This window comes from Rhodopirellula sp. SH410, assembly GCF_055811895.1.
This window is the reverse complement of sequence record NZ_CM147949.1, coordinates 5,598,124-5,618,537: the sequence shown is the minus strand read 5'-3', so window position 1 is coordinate 5,618,537 and position 20,414 is coordinate 5,598,124. Positions and strand designations below refer to the sequence as shown.

General features: G+C 57.7%; 19 protein-coding genes. 7 read left to right on the top strand and 12 right to left on the bottom strand.

The window, feature by feature from the left end; translation table 11 throughout:
• Positions 1–121 precede the first annotated feature (121 nt).
• The 5 genes from SH410x_RS20435 to SH410x_RS20415 all read left to right on the top strand — a co-directional run bounded on the left by SH410x_RS20435 (position 122) and on the right by SH410x_RS20415 (position 4,149).
• Positions 122–733 (top strand): hypothetical protein, encoded by a 612-nt coding sequence (locus tag SH410x_RS20435; RefSeq protein WP_473670353.1) that lies wholly within the window; start codon positions 122–124, stop codon positions 731–733.
• 37 nt (positions 734–770) lie between these two features.
• Positions 771–1,262, top strand: coding sequence for a response regulator (locus tag SH410x_RS20430; RefSeq protein WP_473670352.1), 492 nt, complete (start codon positions 771–773; stop codon positions 1,260–1,262).
• Between the two features lie 79 nt (positions 1,263–1,341).
• On the top strand, positions 1,342–2,022 hold the full coding sequence (locus tag SH410x_RS20425; RefSeq protein WP_473670351.1) for a methionine-R-sulfoxide reductase: 681 nt from the start codon (positions 1,342–1,344) through the stop codon (positions 2,020–2,022).
• 246 nt (positions 2,023–2,268) lie between these two features.
• Positions 2,269–3,258, top strand: coding sequence for a DUF3500 domain-containing protein (locus SH410x_RS20420; RefSeq protein ID WP_473670350.1), 990 nt, complete (start codon positions 2,269–2,271; stop codon positions 3,256–3,258).
• Between the two features lie 192 nt (positions 3,259–3,450).
• Positions 3,451–4,149 (top strand): pirin family protein, encoded by a 699-nt coding sequence (locus SH410x_RS20415; protein WP_473670349.1) that lies wholly within the window; start codon positions 3,451–3,453, stop codon positions 4,147–4,149.
• A gap of 39 nt (positions 4,150–4,188) precedes the next feature.
• Here SH410x_RS20415 and SH410x_RS20410 read toward each other — a convergent pair whose 3' ends face one another.
• The 7 genes from SH410x_RS20410 to SH410x_RS20380 form a co-directional block, all read right to left on the bottom strand.
• Positions 4,189–4,704 (bottom strand): hypothetical protein, encoded by a 516-nt coding sequence (locus SH410x_RS20410; RefSeq protein ID WP_473670348.1) that lies wholly within the window; start codon positions 4,702–4,704, stop codon positions 4,189–4,191.
• Between the two features lie 20 nt (positions 4,705–4,724).
• Positions 4,725–5,798 carry an FAD:protein FMN transferase gene (locus tag SH410x_RS20405; RefSeq protein ID WP_473670347.1) on the bottom strand — a complete coding sequence of 358 codons (1,074 nt, stop codon included), beginning with the start codon at positions 5,796–5,798 and terminating at the stop codon, positions 4,725–4,727.
• Between the two features lie 321 nt (positions 5,799–6,119).
• Positions 6,120–7,541 carry a TIGR03000 domain-containing protein gene (locus SH410x_RS20400; RefSeq protein ID WP_473670346.1) on the bottom strand — a complete coding sequence of 474 codons (1,422 nt, stop codon included), beginning with the start codon at positions 7,539–7,541 and terminating at the stop codon, positions 6,120–6,122.
• 110 nt (positions 7,542–7,651) lie between these two features.
• Positions 7,652–8,908: a protein-L-isoaspartate(D-aspartate) O-methyltransferase gene (locus tag SH410x_RS20395; RefSeq protein WP_473677363.1), complete on the bottom strand. Its 1,257-nt coding sequence runs from the start codon at positions 8,906–8,908 to the stop codon at positions 7,652–7,654.
• 131 nt (positions 8,909–9,039) lie between these two features.
• Positions 9,040–10,605 carry a Ppx/GppA phosphatase family protein gene (locus SH410x_RS20390; protein ID WP_473677362.1) on the bottom strand — a complete coding sequence of 522 codons (1,566 nt, stop codon included), beginning with the start codon at positions 10,603–10,605 and terminating at the stop codon, positions 9,040–9,042.
• A 319-nt stretch (positions 10,606–10,924) separates the two neighbouring features.
• Positions 10,925–11,578, bottom strand: coding sequence for an ATP-dependent Clp endopeptidase proteolytic subunit ClpP (gene clpP / locus SH410x_RS20385; protein WP_473677361.1), 654 nt, complete (start codon positions 11,576–11,578; stop codon positions 10,925–10,927).
• 74 nt (positions 11,579–11,652) lie between these two features.
• On the bottom strand, positions 11,653–12,321 hold the full coding sequence (locus SH410x_RS20380; protein WP_473670345.1) for a ClpP family protease: 669 nt from the start codon (positions 12,319–12,321) through the stop codon (positions 11,653–11,655).
• 126 nt (positions 12,322–12,447) lie between these two features.
• Here SH410x_RS20380 and rlmN point away from each other — a divergent pair, with 126 nt between their 5' ends.
• Complete coding sequence (gene rlmN / locus SH410x_RS20375) at positions 12,448–13,542, top strand: 23S rRNA (adenine(2503)-C(2))-methyltransferase RlmN (RefSeq protein ID WP_473670344.1); 1,095 nt, start codon at positions 12,448–12,450, stop codon at positions 13,540–13,542.
• Positions 13,543–13,554: 12 nt separating this feature from the next.
• Complete coding sequence (locus SH410x_RS20370; RefSeq protein ID WP_473670343.1) at positions 13,555–14,529, top strand: PP2C family protein-serine/threonine phosphatase; 975 nt, start codon at positions 13,555–13,557, stop codon at positions 14,527–14,529.
• 22 nt (positions 14,530–14,551) lie between these two features.
• On the opposite strand, the gene SH410x_RS20365 is transcribed toward SH410x_RS20370, so the two are convergent.
• The 5 genes from SH410x_RS20365 to SH410x_RS20345 all read right to left on the bottom strand — a co-directional run bounded on the left by SH410x_RS20365 (position 14,552) and on the right by SH410x_RS20345 (position 19,896).
• The gene (locus tag SH410x_RS20365; protein WP_473670342.1) at positions 14,552–14,893 is read right to left on the bottom strand and encodes a 2Fe-2S iron-sulfur cluster-binding protein; all 342 of its coding nucleotides are present in this window, start codon (positions 14,891–14,893) and stop codon (positions 14,552–14,554) included.
• Between the two features lie 607 nt (positions 14,894–15,500).
• On the bottom strand, positions 15,501–15,803 hold the full coding sequence (locus SH410x_RS20360) for a hypothetical protein (RefSeq protein WP_473670341.1): 303 nt from the start codon (positions 15,801–15,803) through the stop codon (positions 15,501–15,503).
• Entirely contained in the window at positions 15,803–16,888 is a 1,086-nt protein-coding gene (locus SH410x_RS20355; protein WP_473670340.1) for a DUF1559 family PulG-like putative transporter, read from the bottom strand. Before SH410x_RS20355 ends, SH410x_RS20360 begins: the two co-directional genes overlap by 1 nt.
• A 406-nt stretch (positions 16,889–17,294) precedes the next feature.
• Positions 17,295–18,305 (bottom strand): glycosyltransferase family 4 protein, encoded by a 1,011-nt coding sequence (locus SH410x_RS20350; RefSeq protein WP_473670339.1) that lies wholly within the window; start codon positions 18,303–18,305, stop codon positions 17,295–17,297.
• A gap of 1 nt (position 18,306) precedes the next feature.
• Positions 18,307–19,896: an alpha-amylase family glycosyl hydrolase gene (locus SH410x_RS20345; RefSeq protein ID WP_473670338.1), complete on the bottom strand. Its 1,590-nt coding sequence runs from the start codon at positions 19,894–19,896 to the stop codon at positions 18,307–18,309.
• Positions 19,897–20,414: the final 518 nt, after the last annotated feature.

Here is a 20,414-nt window from a genome sequence, read left to right as displayed (position 1 = left end):
ACAGCATCATTCCCGCGTTTTCCGTGGTCACCATAGGAATTTGCTTGACGAGCGTCACGCTCCGCTTTAGTTTCAATGATTCTTCTCTCTCTCGGATGAATAGCAAAGGAGGTCTGCCGCCATGGCTACCGTCTTCACTGGTTCCTCGTCGACTCAATCGGCAATGGGCCACAATTCGCAAACTGACTCCGACCACGACCACACGATCCATTGGCTCGTCAATGCTGCATTCTTGCAGGAAATCAAGGACAGTAATCCACATCTGTGGCACGAAGTTCACCGTTTACGTACCCTCTGTGAACCCGAGTCCCTTGATCTTGACAATTCCCAATCCTTGCTTCGCGACTTCATTGGCTGCCTAGACGGATTGCGAGATCTGCTCGCATTGCAGTTTGCGTTGGAGGAATCGTATGGTTTGATTTCCGCTGATTCAGCCACCGCGCACAAAGTCGCGGCGTTGCAGTCGATTGCAGAGCAGAATGAGGCCGAGCAGGAACGGCAGCAAATGGTACGCAATGTGACGGATCAGCATCGGAAGCTGTATTTACAACTCATTGACTTGGTCGAACTCGCCGAAGAACTACAATATCGAGGCTGTGAAACCAACGGTTTACGGTTACTCGTGGAATCGATTGAGCGTTTCTCCGCCGACCTGACGGCGCATGAACGATTGGAAGCCGAGTTGATTCGACTGCACGACTCACGCGCCCGCACGGGTTGCACACATGACTGATTGAAGACGCTTAAAAACCTGAAGGAGGTTTTTTATCATGTTGGGTGATTCACGTACCAAACCAATGGAAATCCTGTTGGTCGAAGATGGGTTGGTTGACGCTCGCATCACCATTCATGCATTGCGGCGCAGCGGCGTGCACCATCGCTTGACGCTGGTGCGAACGGTCCACGAAGCGATCCTGTTCATGAAACGCACTGGCATTTTCGCTCGCGCCCCGCGTCTGGATCTGTTGCTGTTGGACATGATCCTGCCGGATGGCACGGGGCTGGATGTCCTCGAGGAAATGCTGGAAATTCATCCCGATTCGGCGAGGATCGCCACGGTGGTGTTGACCGCTCTCGAGGATGACACGTACCGGCAGCGATGTGACGAACTCGGCGTCTACGATTACATCCAGAAACCGGTCAGCGAAGATGAATTCCTACGCGTCGTCCGTGATCATAAGAAGCTGATGATTCATTTGCAGCAGGTCGCCGTGGCCGCAGCGGGCCAGCAAAATCAGCCCACGAACGTCTCCACGTCCTAGGTCGGGTATAATGAACCGAACGAAATCCCCGCTTGGGATGTAGAACCCAAAAAGATTGCCCCTCTTTGGAGAGTTTTCGATGCGATCGCGTGAGTCCACTTTGATGAAAAATTTGTCGATCACCGCACCCGGTGTGGTTGGTTTGGTTGCTGCCGCCCTGATCGGTGGCCTGGTGATGTTGCCGCTCCGGGCAGACGATGGTCCGGCCTCGACGAGTGATTCCGCAGTGGACACCGTTAGCGAAAACGCAACGAAGGTGGACGCCGATTCAGACAAGAGCGACGCCGACACGGTTGAAAGTGAAGGCGAAAAAGCGAAACAAGCTGTCAGGTACGGACGGTACAATCCGCTGAATCAGTTCGAGAGCTGGGTGATCCTCCAAAAAGGCACCGAACCGGCCGGCCCGGGGGGCTTCACCAATACCAAAAAAGAAGGCACCTACATCTGCCGCCGCTGCAACGCGCAGCTCTACAAGAGCGACGATAAGTTTGAGAGCCACTGCGGATGGCCGAGTTTTGATGATGCACTGGAGGGTGCCATCCATCGCCAACGCGATGCCGATGGTGTCCGAATCGAAATCCTCTGCAAAAACTGCGGCGGCCATCTCGGCCATGTTTTCTTGGGTGAACAAATGACCGAAAAAAACACGCGTCACTGTGTTAACTCGATCTCGATGAAATTCATTCCCGAAGGCAAAGAACTGCCACCCAAGATCAAACCGGTCGCACTACGTGGAAAAACATCGCCGCAGACTCCCTGAAGCGAGCCACTGATATTTCGCCGGCATGAGTAGCCGTCTCCCCAAGACCGGGAGTGCGGGGCTCGCGGAATGCCGATTTCGTTACAGATGACTTTGCAGAGGCAGGCCTGATTGCCAAGGGGAGGTCGGAGGACAGCCCTGAGACATTTCTGCCGCTTCCCCTCGCAGTGGTGGCTAATTTGACAGCGGACTCCTGTCAGGTGTTAGAATGTGTATTCCCACCCCACTCCCCCAGGAATGTCAATCATGTCCCCACTCAGCCGTCGTGAACTTCTGCAAACGGGGTCGCTCCTCGGTGCTGCCTCGCTCGCTCCCTCCCTACTCGCCGGGCCGAGTGATTCCGCGGCGCCTACCGCGGAATCGTTGACACAGCAACTCTACGAATCGCTCGGCCCCAAGCAAAAACAGGAAGTCTGTTTCGATTGGAATCATCACGACCCCAAGCGTGGACTGCTGCGAACGCACGTTGCCAATAATTGGAACATCACCCGCCCGAGCATCAATGATGATTTCTACACCGCCGATCAGCAGCACTTGATTCGCGGTATCTTCGAATCGATCATCAACCCCGAGTGGCTCGAACGCTACGACCAACAACTCGAAGATGACATGGGCGGATTTGGCTTCGAGCAGGCGATTGCGATTTTCGGCACGCCGGGCGATGGTAAATTTGAATTGGTTCTCACCGGGCGCCACCTGACTCTGCGGTGCGACGGCAACTCGACCGATCACGTCGCCTTCGGCGGTCCCATCTTTTATGGCCATGCCCCCGACAACGAAGAAGACGCGGCGCACACTGGTAACGTGTTTTGGTCGCAAGCGGTTGCAGCCAACGGTCTGTACAAAATGCTCGACGGACGCCAACAGGCCGCCGCTCAGGTTCCAAAGACCCCACGCGAGCAAGCCGTTGGTTTCCGCAGCCAAGCCGAACTTGGCGGACTACCGGTTAGCGACATGGCCTCGGATCAACGCGAACACCTGCAAGTTGTCCTGCAAAAACTAATCGAGCCCTACCGGCACAGTGACCAGGATGAGGTCATCGCATGCTTGAAAGCCCAAGGTGGCCTCGATGCCTGCCGATTGATGTACTACACCGATCATGACATTGGAAACGATGGAGTCTGGGACAACTGGCGATTGGAAGGACCTAGTTTCGTATGGCACTACCGCGGCGCACCGCATGTCCATGTGTGGGTCAACGTCGCCGACAACGCCAATGTCGCACTCAACGCGTAAGCAACTCGATCGCTTCGCGACGCAATCTTTCGCAGCGCCAAGCTTCGCCCTCCAGGGGTGAAGCGGTTTGCTCATAAAATGCCTGTCGGTACGCCGCCAACGCTTTTGCAAACAGCGGATACGGACGCGCCCCTGCCGATTTCTCTGTCCCACGAACGGGATGTGGATGCGGACTCTAAACAAGGAAGAAATATGCTTGCGATTCGACGATCCGATGAACGCGGTCATGCCGATCACGGCTGGCTGAACAGCTATCATACGTTCTCGTTTGCCGGATACCGCGACCCCGATCAGATGGGGTTCCGCAGCCTCCGCGTGATCAACGAAGACCGGGTTGCACCCGGCCAAGGGTTCGGTACGCACGCACATGACAATATGGAAATTGTGTCATATGTACTCGAGGGCCAGCTCGAACATCAGGATTCGATGGGCAACGGTGAAACCCTGACGCCTGGTGAGTTCCAGCGGATCTCGGCCGGGACGGGGATCCAACACAGCGAGTTCAATCCTTCCGCAACGGAACCGGTTCACTTCTATCAAATCTGGCTGATTCCGAACCAGAATGGGATTGAGCCGACTTATGAGCAGCGACGTTTTGCCGATACGCAGCTCGATGGCAAGCTGCGATTGGTCGCGTCCCCAGACGGCGAACAGGATTCGATCCAAATTCACACCGATGCGCGAGTGTACCTGAGCAAACTCGCTGAGGAGCAAACGGTCGAACTCGAACTTGCCCAAGGGCGATTTGGTTGGCTGCAGGTGCTCCGTGGCAGCGTGACGTTAAGCGGGCAGCGACTACAGACCAGCGACGCGGTGGCGATCTCGGATGAAACGAAGTTGACACTGACCGCGAACCAGGCTGCGGAAATTATGTTTTTTGATTTGGCATAGCCGTTTCGCCAGCGTTCTTCAAACAGTAATTTCGTCGAGCTAGTACTGGAATTCAGTCACGCCGCGAGCACCCGAGGGCAGCTTTCCCATCACCGTGATCTCGTCGATCGCATAGTTCCCGGGCACCCAACGCTGGCTCGTCCGGTTCACGAAGCCGGCCTGTGGAAGCACGAGGGTGTCGCCGGCTGCTAGTGGCTGATCGATATACATGAAAAACTGTCCGTTGAGATCGACATAGAGATGTGTGATCGCAAAGTCAGCTTCATTCTCGATAACGACGACGTCTTCAAGGACCGGTTGCGGACCAACCTGTTCCGACATCGGCCGACGGTCAATGCTCACGCCGACCGGCAGCTTCTTTTCGGTCGCTTTGCCATTGAGAATGGCATAGCCGCTCAAAATGGTCAGTGGGAACAGACACACCAGTGCCAAGGAAATGAAGAATCCGCGTGTCGAGAGCTGCCGTACCGGCGCGATCGACCGAGGCGGATCAAACGCGGCGTCATCCGTGGACGCGGGGGTGTCAATGTTCGTTCGTTGGGAAGGTTCGCTCATATCGGCATGATACTCAGGCTTCATGTCGGTTGAGTACCCTGGGGCGGATCAACCCAGTCCCAGTGTCCGACCGTTTGCACGTCGACGGAATCTTGTCGCGTTCCCGCGACGACCATGATCAATGGCATCGAATCGTTCGCTTCGGCAAACTCCTTCGCCAGGTCGCGGCCGTTGACAAACAAGCCTGTCGCGAGGGCATCGGCCTCAACGGCGAGCGGTGTCATGACACTGAGCGATAACATGTCGCCGGCGGGCTCTCCGGAGCGGGGATCGATCACGTGCCCGTATCGTTTGCCACGATGATGAAAAAACTGCTTCCCGCTGCCGCTCGTCGCCAACGCTGCGTCGCGAAGCCAAATCCCGGCGATGCGCCGGTTCGGTTTGGTGGGGTGAGCAACCCCGACTTTCCACCCCCGTGGCGGATCGGCGTGCTCGGGATCGTCATCCGGTTGCCGAGACCCATCGGGTTGCTTGGGCTCATCGAGTTGCTCGGGCTCATCGGGGTGCTCAGGATCCGCCGGATCGAATTGATCCCCGGAAGCCAACACGCTGCTCTGGCCCGCATGGATGAGAAAGTTCTCGATGCCGGCGGATTTCAATCTTGCGGCCATATGATCGATCGCATCGCCCTTGCCGATCGCCCCCAAGTTGATCCGCATCGCTGGCTCGAGTAACTCCACCGTGCGCTGCTCGGCGTCGAGTCGCAATTGGTTCATGCCGACGAGGCTTCGGGCCCTGGCGATTTCCTCCGACGTCGGCTTGCGACCTTGCCGCGAAGTGAATCCCCAGGCGTCGATCAGTGGTCCGGCGGTGATATCAAAAGCGCCGCCGGTCAGCTGACTCAAACGAACGGCCTGCTGCAGAACCGCAAACGTCTCCGCCGATACTCGCACGGGACCATTCCCTGCGTCGCGATTGATGGCCGAGATTTCGCTATTGGCATCGTACATCGTCAGTCGCTGCTCGATGGCATCGACCGACTCGAGCGCATCGAGCACCATGTCAGCGACAGCGCGCTGGCCAATGTTTTGGTCGGCATCGCGAACCAAGACGACAAAGTCGCACGCCATCGCACGATGTGAAAATTCAAGCAAACCAACGTCCTCCCTAGAGCCGTCAGGTTAGACGGATCCCGTCATGGGAACAATCTGGGCCAATCCAAAAGGATCGCCCCCGAGCGGTTCAATGAGCCAGTCCGATCTCCGTATTTCTGTTCGACACCGCGCACTCGTTTCGCGGGTGAACGCGTTGAGCGACTCGCTTGACACGAACGCTCGGATGTGGCATCCAACGCAAAATAAGTGGCCGAGCGTTCGACGGTCGGCAGGGTCGACCGCGGAGCGGTCACTCCATAAAAATACCGTGCTCAAGTTAGACTTCAGCACGGTGTTTTGGGAAATCAATCGGAACTGATCTCAACGCATCGCGAGCTGACCGGCGGTCACATCGAACTCGAGTTCGACGGTGCTGCCAGCGGCAACGTTGATCGTTCGCTCTTGGCGGATGTTACGTCCGTTCACGGTCGCACTGACCGAGACGGTGTAGTCTGTCCAACTTTGGCCAGCGGCGAGTTGGGTGGTGCGGAACGTCCGCACGCGACCGAAGCCCTTCGTTTCGTTTCCGGCCAGAGTCACCACTGCGTTGGCAGGAACGTGCAGTTGCACGACGGTTTGCGTCGCCTGATCTTGCTCGACGGAATTGAGTTCGGCTTCATTCAATTCGGTGTCAAGCATCTCACCAGCGGGTGTGACTTCTTCGGCAGTCGCCGCAGCATCCTGCTGGAATACCAATCGCTCTGCATCTCCTGGATGCAGTTTGATCGTCTTCGTGTCAGTTTGCTCTTGGCCATTGATGTCATAGGTCACGACGACTTCGTAAGCGTAGACGTAGCCTGGCTTGAGTCCCCGCGACATGAATTGACGCAGGGTGCCGTTGCTGGTGGTTTCGCGACCGTTGACGGTGACGTGTGCGGAGCTAACTGGAACCGAAACCGTCAACAACGCGGTGTCTTCGTCCAGGCTTGGTTTCTGAGCTTCGTAGCGAGCACTGTTGTCGATGACCGAGTCACCGATCGATTTTGCGTCACTCTTAGCGTCCGAGCTGTCCTTGGACTTCGAGTCGCTCGCGGGAGCCGATCCACTGGTGCTGGGCGTATCGCTTTCGGCAGGATAGTCGTATCCCTCCGCTGGCACGAAGTTATCCGCGGGATAGTATTCCACGGGATATCCGTCCATCGGGTAGTTTGATTGGATCATGGGATCGCCATAAACTGCAGGAGCGGCATAGCCGCCGCTGCTGCCGTAGGAGATGGCCGACGAGTAGTACCCACCACTGCTGCCGCCGCTGCTGCCACCACTGCTTGCGCCGCCGCTGGAGTAGCCCACGACATATCCACCGGAGGAATAGCCACCGGAGGAGTAATTGCTGGCGTAGTATCCACTACGTGCAGCACGGCGGGCGGCATGGCGTTCCCGTTTCGCTTCGATATGGGCGCGCAATCGGCTGAACAGACCACCGCCGGTGTATCCGCCGGATGATCCTCCTGAGGACGCGTAGCTGGCTACATACGTCCCGCCGGACGATCCACCACTGCTGCCGCCCGAGGACGCGCCGAAGCTGCCGCCTGACGAACCGCTGTGGTTTGCGGCGAAACGAGCATGCATCCGAGAGAGTAAACCACCACCGTGGCTGCCCCCGCTGCTGCCGTAGGAAGCGCCACCGGAGCTACCGCCATAACTGCCGTAGCTTCCGTACGAGCCACCTGCCTCTGCCGTGGCACTGAGTGTCAGTGCTAGGGCGAGGCAACTCAATAGGTGAAAACACCTCATGTCCTTCATCCTCGATATTCTAATTGTGAATTTTCGGCAGGGCAAACTTGATATTGCCGAGTTTGCTAATTAGATAGGATAGTCAACATAGGTGGAGGTTCAAGCAGGTTGGGTAAAATTTAACGGCCGATTTTCTCAACGATGACATCGTCAAAATCAATCTGCCCGGTGGCTCCGAACAGCCCGATGCGAACGATAGCCTCTTTCGCAGTGGGCGGTACGCGCAACACGCGGCCGTCGGTATGCCAGTCTCGCGTTCCCCGGTAAGGCCCCAACGTGGACATGCCGAGATCACGGCGACTGGCGTCGTAGAAGCTGATCGCAAGCATCGGCCAAGCGTCTGCATCGGGGCCTTTGACGACACGATGCGTACGGATTCTCGCTGACAGGCGAATACTTGAGACATGGCCCCCATCGATCGCAATCCCTTGGAGCAAATGCGAGCCTAGCCCTGGAGTCTCGTTTTCGAATCGCGCCATCGCGTTGCCATGCTCGACGACTCTCCGCACCTGGCGGCCGTAGTACCAACCGGCGACAAATTCCGAGTCTGTTTCCGACTCGGCCTGCCCCCCCTCCCAATCACTGCCCCCATCATCCACGCTGTCCCCGGCGCCGGTGCTGGACGCGGTTGCTGATTCGAAGTCACCGTTGACGAGTGCGGGGTGCTTGGGATCTGGAAGCGTGTGGCGGCTTTCCTCAGCCGTTCCGGTCATTGGGACGAAAAGGGTTGGGCGCAGTGGTTGGCGGACCAACTCGCCGTCTTTCTTAATCATCTGGTAGAGCGTTTGTTGGTACCGCTCGCCGACCGGGATAATCATGGAACCACCCTCGCGGAGCTGCTCGACCAAGGGCACGGGGACGGACTCGGGGCTGCAGGTGACAATGATCTTGTCGAACGGAGCCTTCTCCGGCCATCCTTTGAAGCCGTCGCCGATCTTCGTGAAAACGTTGTCGTAGCCGAGTCGATCAAGCACCTGGCGAGCGGTCACCCCCAGCGGCTCAACAATTTCGATCGAGTACACTTCATCCACCAACGGGCTGAGTACGGCCGCCTGGTAGCCACTGCCGGTACCAATCTCGAGCACCCGGTCAGTCGGTTGAGGGTCCAGGGTCTCGGTCATCGACGCGACGATGAAGGGGCTGCTGATCGTTTGGGCCGACCCGATCGGCAGTGCCATGTCAAAATAGGCCTGGTTGCGAACCGCCGCGGGCACAAATTCGTGACGGGGCGTCTGTTCCATCGCGTCCAGCACACGTTCGTTGGTGACTCCCGCGGTACGAATGCGGGTATCAACCAACCGTCGGCGAGCCTCGGCATAGGGATCAACCGGGGCTCCCAAACGAGGGCCACGCGGGCTGGTTTGGGCTAGGATAATTCGCGAAGGTTCGGGCACGGTTGTCGCTAGCCGATGAGGCGGAGTAAGGAGGGGGGCGTGTTGCGCTCCTGCGAAAGTGCAATCGGACGCTAAGAAAAGAACCAGAAGGAGTCCCGCAAGCTTCGTCAAATCTATTCTCCTGCTCTCAATAACACGGGGACGCCAAAAATGTCCCGGAACAAAACGCTGTTGGTGCGCATGGCCAACTGTTCGAGCGAAACATCATCGACTCCAGGAGCCACAATGACCATCTGCATCTCTTCGATGCTGCATCGAATTTGGCGAATACGTCCGCTACGGGTGTCGTCCAACGCGATCGCGAGCCGTAGTAGAGCGGCCATCTTCGTCACCGCCACGCGGTCTTTCCGGTCCAACGCATCGTAACCCTCGTGAGCCGCCTGGGGGGATGCACGCCGATGATAACGGGCCACCAACGCGACGAGGTGCAGTTCGTGCTGGCTCAGCCCAAACAGCTCGCTGCTTCGAATCAAATAATACGCGTGTTTGTGATTGCTATGCAAATTCACGTACAGCCCGACTTCATGCAACAACGCTGCGACATACAGCAGGACTTCATGCCGTGCATCGAGTCGGTGTTCCGCAGCGAGTTGCTCAAACAAACGTCGCGCGAGTTCCGCGACAGCATGGGCGTGTGCGGCATCGACCGCATATCGCCCACCGAGCGAAGCGGCTGAGCGGATGATTTGTTGACGGAACTCGCTCGTCCAATTGCCTCCTTGCTGCATGTCGGCAAGCAACCCGTCTCGCAGGTTGGCACCACTGACAAACAAGTGCGACAGCTCAAAGTGCTTGGCGAAAAGAGTGTAGGCCAATAGCGAAACGCTAAGCGTTTCTGCTTCGACGAACGTCGCTCCAAAACGTTTCACGACCTCGTCTTCGCTCATCGAGAGAATCTGTGTCGATAACTTCTCGAGTTTAGAGGTGGCGAGTCTGGCCAGCGAAGCCTCGTCCCAGTCTTCGATCAAGCGGTGGGCAGCAAAGCGGATGTCCCCGCCCATCACGACCAGTTGCATGGGGGCATCCGCCTCGAGCTCATGGGCGATCCGGTGGACAAATCGGCGGACGTGTGTTTCGAGCAAGTGCCGGAGTTTGGCACCTCGCAGTCCGGAGGCGTCGAGTTCTTGTATCAGTCGCAGCGAACCCAACCGAAACGAGTCCGAATGCAGCACGTTGCCGCTGCGAATCATTAATAGCTCGGTGCTGCCGCTGCCGACTTCGATCACGACAGACTTCGCCTCGGCGGTTTCCTGACGGGCCATCAACATCGGCGTGATGCCCATGTACGTGATCCGATTGACCTCCGCTTCGTCGATGGGTTCCACATCGAGGCCGGTCGCGACATACACCCGGTCGATAAATGCGATGCGGTTGATCGCTTCGCGTATGGCGCTGGTGGCGACGACTCGAATATCTTTCGTGTCCGTCACACCGTATTCGCTGAGCACGCGGCGGAATCTCCGCAGCACGGTTGCCGCCCGCTCGATCCCCTTGCGGCTGAGCCGGCGCGTATCAAACGCTTCCCGCCCCAAGTCGACCGGCTGCAGAAGTGATTCGAGTGTGCGAATGTGGCCGTCGGCATGAATCTCCGCGACGGCCATGCGGATACTGATCGCGCCGATGTCGATCACCGCCACAGTTCGCAGTGGCGTTGGGATCGCGTGCGCGGCCGACATCATCGACACCGCTGCCGTTTCGGGGGGCGTGCCGGTCGATGGTGGTGTGGATGGCGTCATAAATCACGTTGGCGGGAACGATCGGAGGCGAAAACGCACTACCATCATAGCCTTAATGGCGAGTCTTCGCCAAACACCCCCTGCCCGATTCGAACGAGCGTTTCCGGCTGGATCAGCCGACGTCCTGGGCCACTAGACGAAGGGGGAATGGATGTCAATCGCGAATCACTACCGCCGCCGGACGGCGGAAGGGTTCGCAATCAACTCTGTCAACTCGGCCACGCTCTGGCGAGCGTAGCGATCAACTCGCAACAAAGGTGACTTACGCGGACTCCGCTTCGCTGACTTTGCTGACCACTTTGTCGATCAAACCGTACTCGCAGGCTTCGTCAGCCGACATGAAACGGTCGCGGTCGGTGTCTTCTTCGATCTTTTCGAGCGAGTGGCCCGTGTGCTCGATCATGATCTCGTTCATTTTATTCTTGATCCGACGCAGTTCGCCCACGTGAATTTCGACTTCCCGAGCGGTTCCCTGCATGCCGGCGAGCGGTTGGTGGATCATGATTCGGGCGTTGGGCAGCGAATATCGCTTTCCCTTGGCCCCTGCCGTCAACAGCACCGCGCCCATGGATGCGGCTTGGCCCATGCAGTATGTCGCCACGTCGCAGCTGACGAATTGCATCGTGTCGTAGATCGCCATTCCCGCCGTGATGCTGCCACCGGGGGAGTTAATGTACATGTGAATGTCAGCCTTGGGGTCGTCCGATTGCAAAAACAGTAACTGCGCGACGAGCGCGTTGCTGATCTGGTCGTCGACCTGTTGGCCCAGGAAAATGATCCGGTCTTTGAGCAAACGGCTGTAAATATCGTACGTGCGTTCTTCGCGGCCGTTGCTTTCGACCACGTAGGGGATGATTGACATATCAGATTCTTTGGCGTTAGTAGTTGAATTGTTTCGATTGGGACGAGCGGCGATGCCCCCCGGCGAGCGAATGTTTGGGACTCGATTTCGCACGCACTTCAGGAAAATGGAGAGGGCAGCCTCAGTGGTCAATCTTCGTCGTCAGCAGGGATTTCTTCCTTTTTCAGCAGGTCATCGACCAAACCGTACTCTTTGGCTTGTTCCGCTGAGAGGAAAAAGTCGCGATCGGTGTCCTTGGCGATCTGCTCGACCGATTTGCCACTGTGGTTGCTGATAATTTGATTGAGTTTATCGCGATATCGGAACATTTCCGACGCTTGAATCTCAATATCGCTGACTTGACCCGAAACACCGCCCATCGGTTGGTGCATCATCACCCGGCTGTTCGGCAAACAGAAGCGTTTTCCCTTGGCACCGCCGACCAATAAAACCGCTGCCCCACTGCACGCCTCACCCACGCAGTACGTCGCGACGGGGCACGATACCATCTGCATCGTATCGTAAATCGCGAGAGTTGCGGTGACACTGCCGCCGGGGGAATTGATGTAAAAGTGGATGTCCTTGCGGCGATTCTCGCTCTGCAAGTACAACAGTTTCATCACAATTTCATTCGCATTGGCATAGTGAATCTCGCCCTGCATGAAAACAATGCGATTTTCCAAGAGCAAATCGCCGAGCGTCATCTGACGCTGACGCTGATAGCCCTGACTGGCATGGCTGGCCGCCAAGCGATGATCGGAGATCGAGTCGACGCCACCGGCGAGCTGTGGCGAAAAGGAACCAAACGGATCGGACATGCGAAAATTACCTTCAGGGGTACTATGGTGAGTTCTCAGCCGTCAGTGTTCGCGATTCGCATTCAGGTGGCAAGACCGGTATTGCCAAGAAAGCCTCCTCATTCCCTCTGAAAGATCCTTCCGAACGTGTCCGAACCGATCTCCATTTTTGATGCGACCGCCCTTGACGGGCTCCGACGTGAGCACCGTTTTGACCCCCAGCACCTACGCGCGCTCCGCAATCGGCTGTTCAAGCAGTTTCGTCCCGACGCTGTGGCACTCGCGGATTTTCCGGCACCCGACCGCGTCGATTGTCATACTCTCAAACTGCACCGCCGGTTCGATTCCGCTGTCGATGGGGCCACGAAACTACTTTTTCGCACCGCCACCGGGATGCTGATCGAGTCCGTGGTTCTGCGCATTGCGACGGGGCGGACGACCCTCTGCGTGTCCAGCCAAGTTGGCTGCGCGGCGGCCTGCGACTTTTGTGCAACGGGGAAAATGGGCATCGCTCGCAACCTCAGCAGCGCTGAAATCCTCGACCAGGTCTTGCAGGCCGGGCAATTGCTCGCGGCCGAAGACGGGCGACTCGATAATATTGTGTTCATGGGCATGGGCGAGCCGTTTCATAACGAGGCGAATCTGGTGGCGGCCCTGGATTGCCTGACCGCTGGCGACCAGTTCAACCGGTCTCCCGCCAGCATTCTCGTTTCTACCGTGGGTGTGGCTGACGCGATGTTGCGACTCGCCGAACGGTTCCCGAAAGTTAATCTGGCGCTGAGCCTGCATAGTGTCGATCAAGCAATTCGAGAGAAAATCATCCCGCTGGCGCGACGCTACCCGCTCGCCGAATTGCGCCGCGTCCTCGGTGAATGCCAGCGGGTCCAGGGCCGCGAGGTGATGATTGAGTACCTGATGCTGAGGGCGCTCAACGATTCAACCGACGACGCCGAGGCTCTTCTCGCTTGGTTGGGGGATTTGCGGGCCCATGTCAATCTGATCCCCTATAATCCAATTGATGACGCACCTCATCTACAGGCCTCCACGCCTGAGCAGATTGTCGATTTTGCCGCTCGACTCAAGGCCGCGGGCGTGAAAACAACCGTTCGCTACTCGCTCGGTAGGGATATCGATGCCGCCTGCGGCCAATTGGTGCGAAAGGAGAATCGGATTCGCCAGCACCTTGGTGGCACACAATTTGGTACACTCGCAAGCGTCGAGCCTGCACCCCCCCATCTGTAGTGAGTTCGTTTGATGAACGCCGCCTCTCCTGAGCCATGTCGCAACCATGCCTGCGGGCTAACAGACGTGGGGCGTCGTCGCACCGAAAATCAAGACCAATTCTTGGTCGCCGAACTTCGCAAATCGATGGTCGTGAAGACGACGAGTCTGCCGATCGAGCCGAGCACGACCCTGTTCGGACGCGTTCGGGGTGAACTGCTGATTGTCGCCGATGGCATGGGAGGGCAAGCCGCCGGTCGGCGTGCCAGCAGCGTCGCACTGGATCACCTGATCGCCCAGCTGCTCAACCGTATGCACTGTTTTTTTCATCTCGCCGACGGTCGAGACGACGCGTTTGTCGATGCGCTCAAAGATCTCGTCCAGCAAACACATGCGAAGATTCTCGCCGAATCAGCGAGCAACGACTCGGAACGAGGAATGGGCACGACTCTGACGATGGCCTACATCATTGGGCCGCGAATGTACGTGGTGCACGTCGGCGACAGCCGCTGCTATCTGATTCGAAACGGACAGTGCGAACAATTGACGACGGATCACACGCTGGCGAAGAAACTCGTTGATTCGGGCGGGATGAAGCCCGAAGAGGAGGCGAACAGCCGTTGGAGCAATGTGCTCTGGAATGTGCTCGGCGGTCGCGGCGGACACGAATTGGTCGCCGAAGTCCGCCGCGCCGATTTGCTGGTGGGAGATACGGTGCTGCTGTGCAGTGACGGATTGAGCCGCTATCTATCGACCGAAACACTCGCGGAAGTCGTCGCCGAGGGTGGCGACGACATCCAAAGCATCTGCCATCGTCTCGTGGGACTGGCCAATGCCTCAGGCGGCGAAGATAATATTACTGTGGTTGTCTCCCAGCCTCGCCACCGAAAATTTCGCGACGAAGAGCTGGCCCCAGGTGAGTCATGCAGCTCAAAAACAGCATCGATCGCTCCTGGCGATGAACATGCCGTCAAACAATTCGCCGACGAGGACACGCTGCCAGGTTAGGTTCGCCGTCGATCAGGCATCTTTAAACATCGCCCAATACGCGAAACACCATCCCGTCGATCAACTCATCCGTCATGATCTGACACGCCAATCGACTCGACGAAACCGTGTTTGTCAGTTTTTCCAGGGTCATGATTTCATCACGATTCATATCTTGGGCGAGCACGCCCGAAACGATCTCGACGTGACACGTGCCGCACCATGCGTGCCCCTTGCAATCACCGATGTTCTCGTACAATTCGTTGACAATTAGTTCCATCAGGTTGTTGTAAGCGTGCCGGCGAAACTCAACCGTGTGCGTTTCACCATCGAGCAAAATGATGGTGACGCGATAGGATTGATTCAGGAGAGAGCTGGTAGACACTGCGCATCGTGGATCAAGGAACTTAATTTGGTTCAAAAATCAAATCTATCCGACCACGCGGCTCGCCCGAATGGCTCGGACCCATGCGAGCAGCAGGATTTCTGGAAAAGTAGAAGATAAGAATCGAAAATTGAATGATGCAACGGTGTGAAAACAGGTGATTCGGTGCCGAATCTCAACCACGGCGTGGGCCACCGCAAACGACCGATCTCGCCGAGCACCGGAGCGACTGGGCCGTTTCCAATTGCCGTTTTGATGGCTCATCCGACGAAAGGGGGCGCGGGAGTACAGTGGAAGCTTTTTTGAAGGCATCGCTCCAGTATCCAATCTGTTTTCAAAGAAGCGTCCCTGCCGAAGGAATGTTCGGCAGGGACTGGCAACACCATTGGCGTACCATCGACCGGGAGATCCCTTGCCAAGCCCGCACCTCTGCAGAGCTTCGCTCCGTTTTTCTTGGCAGGCCCAGTCTCATTTCCCGGCAGGCAGGCTAACGCTGTCAATCCAATCCCACAAATAAATCATGGGATACTTGAGACATGCCTCCCAAACCTCCGGCGCACGCTTCGGTCAGATGATCCGTATTAATTTCCTTGACTTTCGGCTCCCTTTACCGCACGACCTGATCGTCTAGGATGCGGCGACACGCCTGGGCCGCCGCCTGCCAATTACCCGATTTGGCGGTCGCGACGATGGGTTTCAAGGGCGAATCAATGCCATCAGAATCCGTGTCCTGGTGCTCGTCCAGTAACGCTTCAATCTTCACCAGCCCTTCGTTGCTCGATTGGTTGCACACGCGATAGAGTGCCATCGCGATATCGTACTCTGTCTCACGCAACGCTACTTTTTGCGGCCACAGCCACCATAGCGAAATCATCGCTAAGGCCGCGACGAAAGCAATTTTTGTCTTCATCACAGTTGCTCCATATCAATTACTTCGCCTTCAGCCATGCTGGAAATCTCTGCCCACAAAATCAGATCTACGAAATGGGTGACGAACCGCACCGATCCATCACCCATGGCGACAAAACCGCCGCCTGGATGTTCTGAGTACATCTGCCCGACGTGGTAGGTCGGAAAATTCACCGGGTGGATAATCGGGCTGCCAGTGATGTCGAGCTCGCCGCCGGAGGGACCGGCATGGACGAGCGTCAACGTCGCGGCCGCGTCGGGACCGTTTTCAGGCGAATGAAACTGGGGGTGCGTGAAGGCACCTGGGACGACGCCCACCCAAGTCTTCTCGCTGAGCGTCGAACTGTGCTCGCCGAAAAAGATTGTATTGCTCGTGCCGTCGAGCACATCTCGAAACCGGGTACTTGAATTTCGGTAGAATGGCCCGTCGGCAACCCGCCCCGCATCACCATCAATCCTTACGATTTTTGTTTCCGAGGTGTAGATATTTGTAAAAACCTCTCCGGTTGCCGCCGATCCGCATTCACCCCAGCAGCTCTCTTGACCATGACTGGCGACGTAGTGGCTACGTCCCAATCGGAGGGCGCGGCCATTGATCAATAAGGGCTGCCCGGATTGATCTTGCACCTCGAAAGGAGCGTCACCACCGGTTGAACTGGGGCATAGGAACATCGGTAGCGTCGTCGCAATCGTCGCCTGATTGGCAGGGTCCCAGATCGGTCGGTCGAACCGTAGGCCATTCACGACTGCCGAACCCTCAGCGAACGGCAATAACGCCGCCGCCCAGCCCCACCCGGGGCCGGCGTCCCACGTGACGGGATCCATCTGAACCGCTGCCGGGGCGGATCCGTTGCTCGTCGCAAAAGAACGATATCCCGACGGAAACTGATTGAACGCTGAATGATAATTCTGGTTGGCCAACCCTACTTGCCGCAGGCGGTTACTGCATGACATCCGCCGCGCCGCCTCTCGAGCCGCCTGCACCGCCGGCAGCAGCAATCCGACCAGTACGCCGATGATCGCAATCACAACTAACAATTCGACCAACGTGAACGCGTTGGGTGGACGTCGTTTCTCTCTCTGCACCGCGAAGCTCCTGCTTAGTGATTTGCTCGCCAAGAATTAGCCTTGGCTAACTTGCGAGTGTCAAAAATGGCCTGGGTAGTGACTTAGCCCAGGCTAACTTTAGCGGATTGTTCCCCGTCGCGGCCGGTTGGTCAAGTGGTCTCGGCTGGCACGATCGGTATTTTAGGAGCGAGCGGAAAATAAGTGGCCGAACGCTCCGCGGTCGGAAGAGTCGACCGCGGAGCGTTCGACCACAATTTCAGACAGTAAGTTATTAGCGGTAGCAGGTTGCTGGTCGTGACGCGAAAGACATCACACGAGATCATTCGGCGTCACTCGTTTTACCGCGTGGCCAGCGGGCCGCTTTTCGCCAGCTCGTGCGGAGCGATGCCTGGGCGGTTAAACGGAAAGACTTGATCGGATGTGCTTAGACACCCAGGATGCGGCGATACAGTGTTAGATAGGCGTCGGCCATCCGATCGATGCTGAATCGATCCGCCACGGCGCGACGAACGGTGGAGCGATCGATTTCGTTGATTCGCTCGATTGCCTGATGCGCTTCGGCGAGACTGTCGACGAGGAAGCCCGTGACGCCATCGTCGATCAGCTCGGGCATCGATCCACGCCGCGAGGCGATGACGGGCGTGCCACACGCCATCGCCTCGATGACCGAAAGCCCAAAGGGCTCGTCGAAATTGATGAGATGCAAAAGCGCCCGTGCGCTACCAAGAGCGTTTAAACGCTGCGTTCCACCGACCACGCCGTGATACGTTACCGACACACCGTCAGCATCGGGCAAGACTTCCCGTTCAAAATAGTCAGCGTCCTGCACGATCCCGTACATGTGTAGATGACGTCCGCTCGCGAGCGCCGCGGCGATCGCTTCCGCCGCGCCCTTGTCGGGATGGATACGCCCGAAGAAGAGTAAATCGTCGCTACCTATCGGATTGAACGGGAAATCCTCGAGAGGAATGCCGTGATGAATTGTTGAGGCGTAGCGAAGGCCTGGATAGCGATCCGCATCGCTGATGGCGACGTAGTGGACCACGTCCTGATACTCGGTATACATGGGCAGGATGCGGTCGGATGAAAACCCGTGGATGGTCGTCACGATCGGCGTGTCGGTCAGACGCGAAAATGCGTGCGCGGGAAAGTCCGCCTGATTGTGAATCAAATCAAACCGACCAGCTTGCTCGAAGAGATGGGCCAGATGGCGGAATTCCCAGACCTTTGCGTCGATCGACGGATCCTCGCTGTACGGTGCTGGCACGACGCCATCGAGCGTCCCCTGCGTGACGCTATCGAGCGTCGCAAACAGTGTCACATCAACGCCACGCTTAACCAACGCCTCGGTCAGCATGCTGGTGACGAGCTCCCAAGGGCCGTAGGTTCTCGGCGGCGTGCGCCATGCAATCGGGGCCAACATCGCGACTCGCATATCAGTGTTCCTCTTTCAGTCGTAGGATGAGGCCCTCGTCAGGGGCGAGCATGTCGTTCACCGGACGAATCGCGAGATGTGTTGACTCGACGGTTGATGGCAGTCGCGTCGATGCCAGTACTTCCGCGATGCATGTATCGGTCGGCAGCATCAACGGTCGCGCCTTGCTGCCGAGGTTCAGCACGATCAGCAAGCACTCGCCGGCATGTCGTCGCTGGTAGGCCAGCACGTCCTCGGCCGCGTCGATGAGAGTGATGTCTCCGATGGAAAGAGCGTCGTGGGAACGCCGTAGTGCGAGCAGGGTCCTGTAAAGCGACAGGAGTGAGCTGGTGTCCGTGTCCTGTACCGCAATGTTGCGCACCGGCCAGTCTTCGTTGAGCGGTAACCACGGATCGACGGTGCTGAACCCCGCATAGGCCGATGCATCCCACGGTATCGGTGTGCGCGAACGATCCCGCCCGATCCCGAGGCCGGGCTGACGCAAATCCTGGGGGTCGCGAACGCGATCGGGTGGAATGGCTACTTCGCCAATGCCAATTTCGTCGCCCTGGTATAGCGTTGGCGTGCCCCGAAGGGTCAGGAGCAGCATCGCGGCAACGCGTGCTTGCGCCTCGCCGACTCGCGATGCGATCCGCGCAGCGTCATGGCTTCCCATCACCCAGTTGGGCCAGCCGAATTCCGGAAGCGAAGACTCATAGTCGGCAATCGTTCGCCTGAGCTCAGCGGCATCCCAGGCGTTTTCGATCAACTGGAAATTGAACGGCAGGTGCACTTCAGGGCGATCTGGCGTGCCGTACCATCGGGCGAGGCGATCATTCGGCAAAGCGATCTCGCCGACCAGAACGCGGTCGCCGTAGCTGTCGGCCAGGGCGCGGAACTCAGCAGAGATTGCGTGCGCTTCGGGCTGGTCCGTCGAGTGGAACTGGATCAGCTGGTCACGCTGGGTGCGGCCGGGCTGCCAGTCCGGATTGATCGGATTGTCGGGCAGTGACTCGGCTTTGACGATGTGCCACAGCACGTCGATCCGAAACCCATCGACGCCGCGGTCAAACCAGAATCGCAGCACCGCCATCATCGCTTCGCGAACATCGGACGAACGCCAATTGAGGTCGGGCTGTGACTTCAGGAACGCGTGAAGGTAATACTGCTCAGTCGCCTCGTCCCATTCCCAAGCCGAGCCGCCAAAGTCGCTGATCCAGTTGTTCGGCGGCCCGCCATTGGGTGCCGGGTCACGCCAAATGTACCAATCACGCTTCGGGCTCTCGCGGGATGCCCGACTTTCAACAAACCAAGGGTGTTGGTCAGACGTATGATTGGGGACAAAATCGAGCAGCAACCTGAGCCCCCGCGCGTGGACGGCGGAAAGTAATCGGTCGAACCCCGCAAGATCGCCGAATATGGGATCAATGCCGCAATAGTCAGCGATGTCGTATCCAAAATCCGCCATCGGCGAGGGGAAAATCGGTGATAGCCAGAGCGCATCGACTCCCAAGCCAGCAAGGTAATCCAACCGCGACTCGATGCCGGCAAGATCACCCACGCCGTCGGCATCGCTATCCTGAAACGATCGGGGGTAAACCTGATAAATCACCCCGCTTTCCCACCAGCGAACCCGCCTTTGATCTCCGCGCACCATATCGACTGATCCCCAGTTTGTTGGAACGACGAAGGGGCACCGCCAGACCGATCGTAAAAGATCCGAATCGCCCCAGCGAGAGTACCCGGTCGCCGCACGATGGCGACAACGTCGTCCACACTCGCCATCCGACTCTACCCGAATGCCCAGCAAAGAACAGTGGCAAAGGTTGGAATTCGAAAAGCAATACGTGTCGCTTCTTTAGCCCGCTCAGCAGTCGCTTGAACGCGAATCGAGCCACATGACATCATCGCGGCAGGTGCATCCACCGAAAAATCATTTGCCTCTTCGGCAGATTCGGTGGGGCGATCTGACGGGCCAAAACACCGTCAAGGTTGCCGCGCGCAGAGCGGTCGGTCGCGAAGCGTTCGACAGCGAATTGAACGCCTAGCGGCGTGTTGATTTCATGGGCCAAGTCGCATGAGCGGCCGGGTAGCTCGCGTTGCCCGCTGCCTTAGTGCATTCGGCTCGCG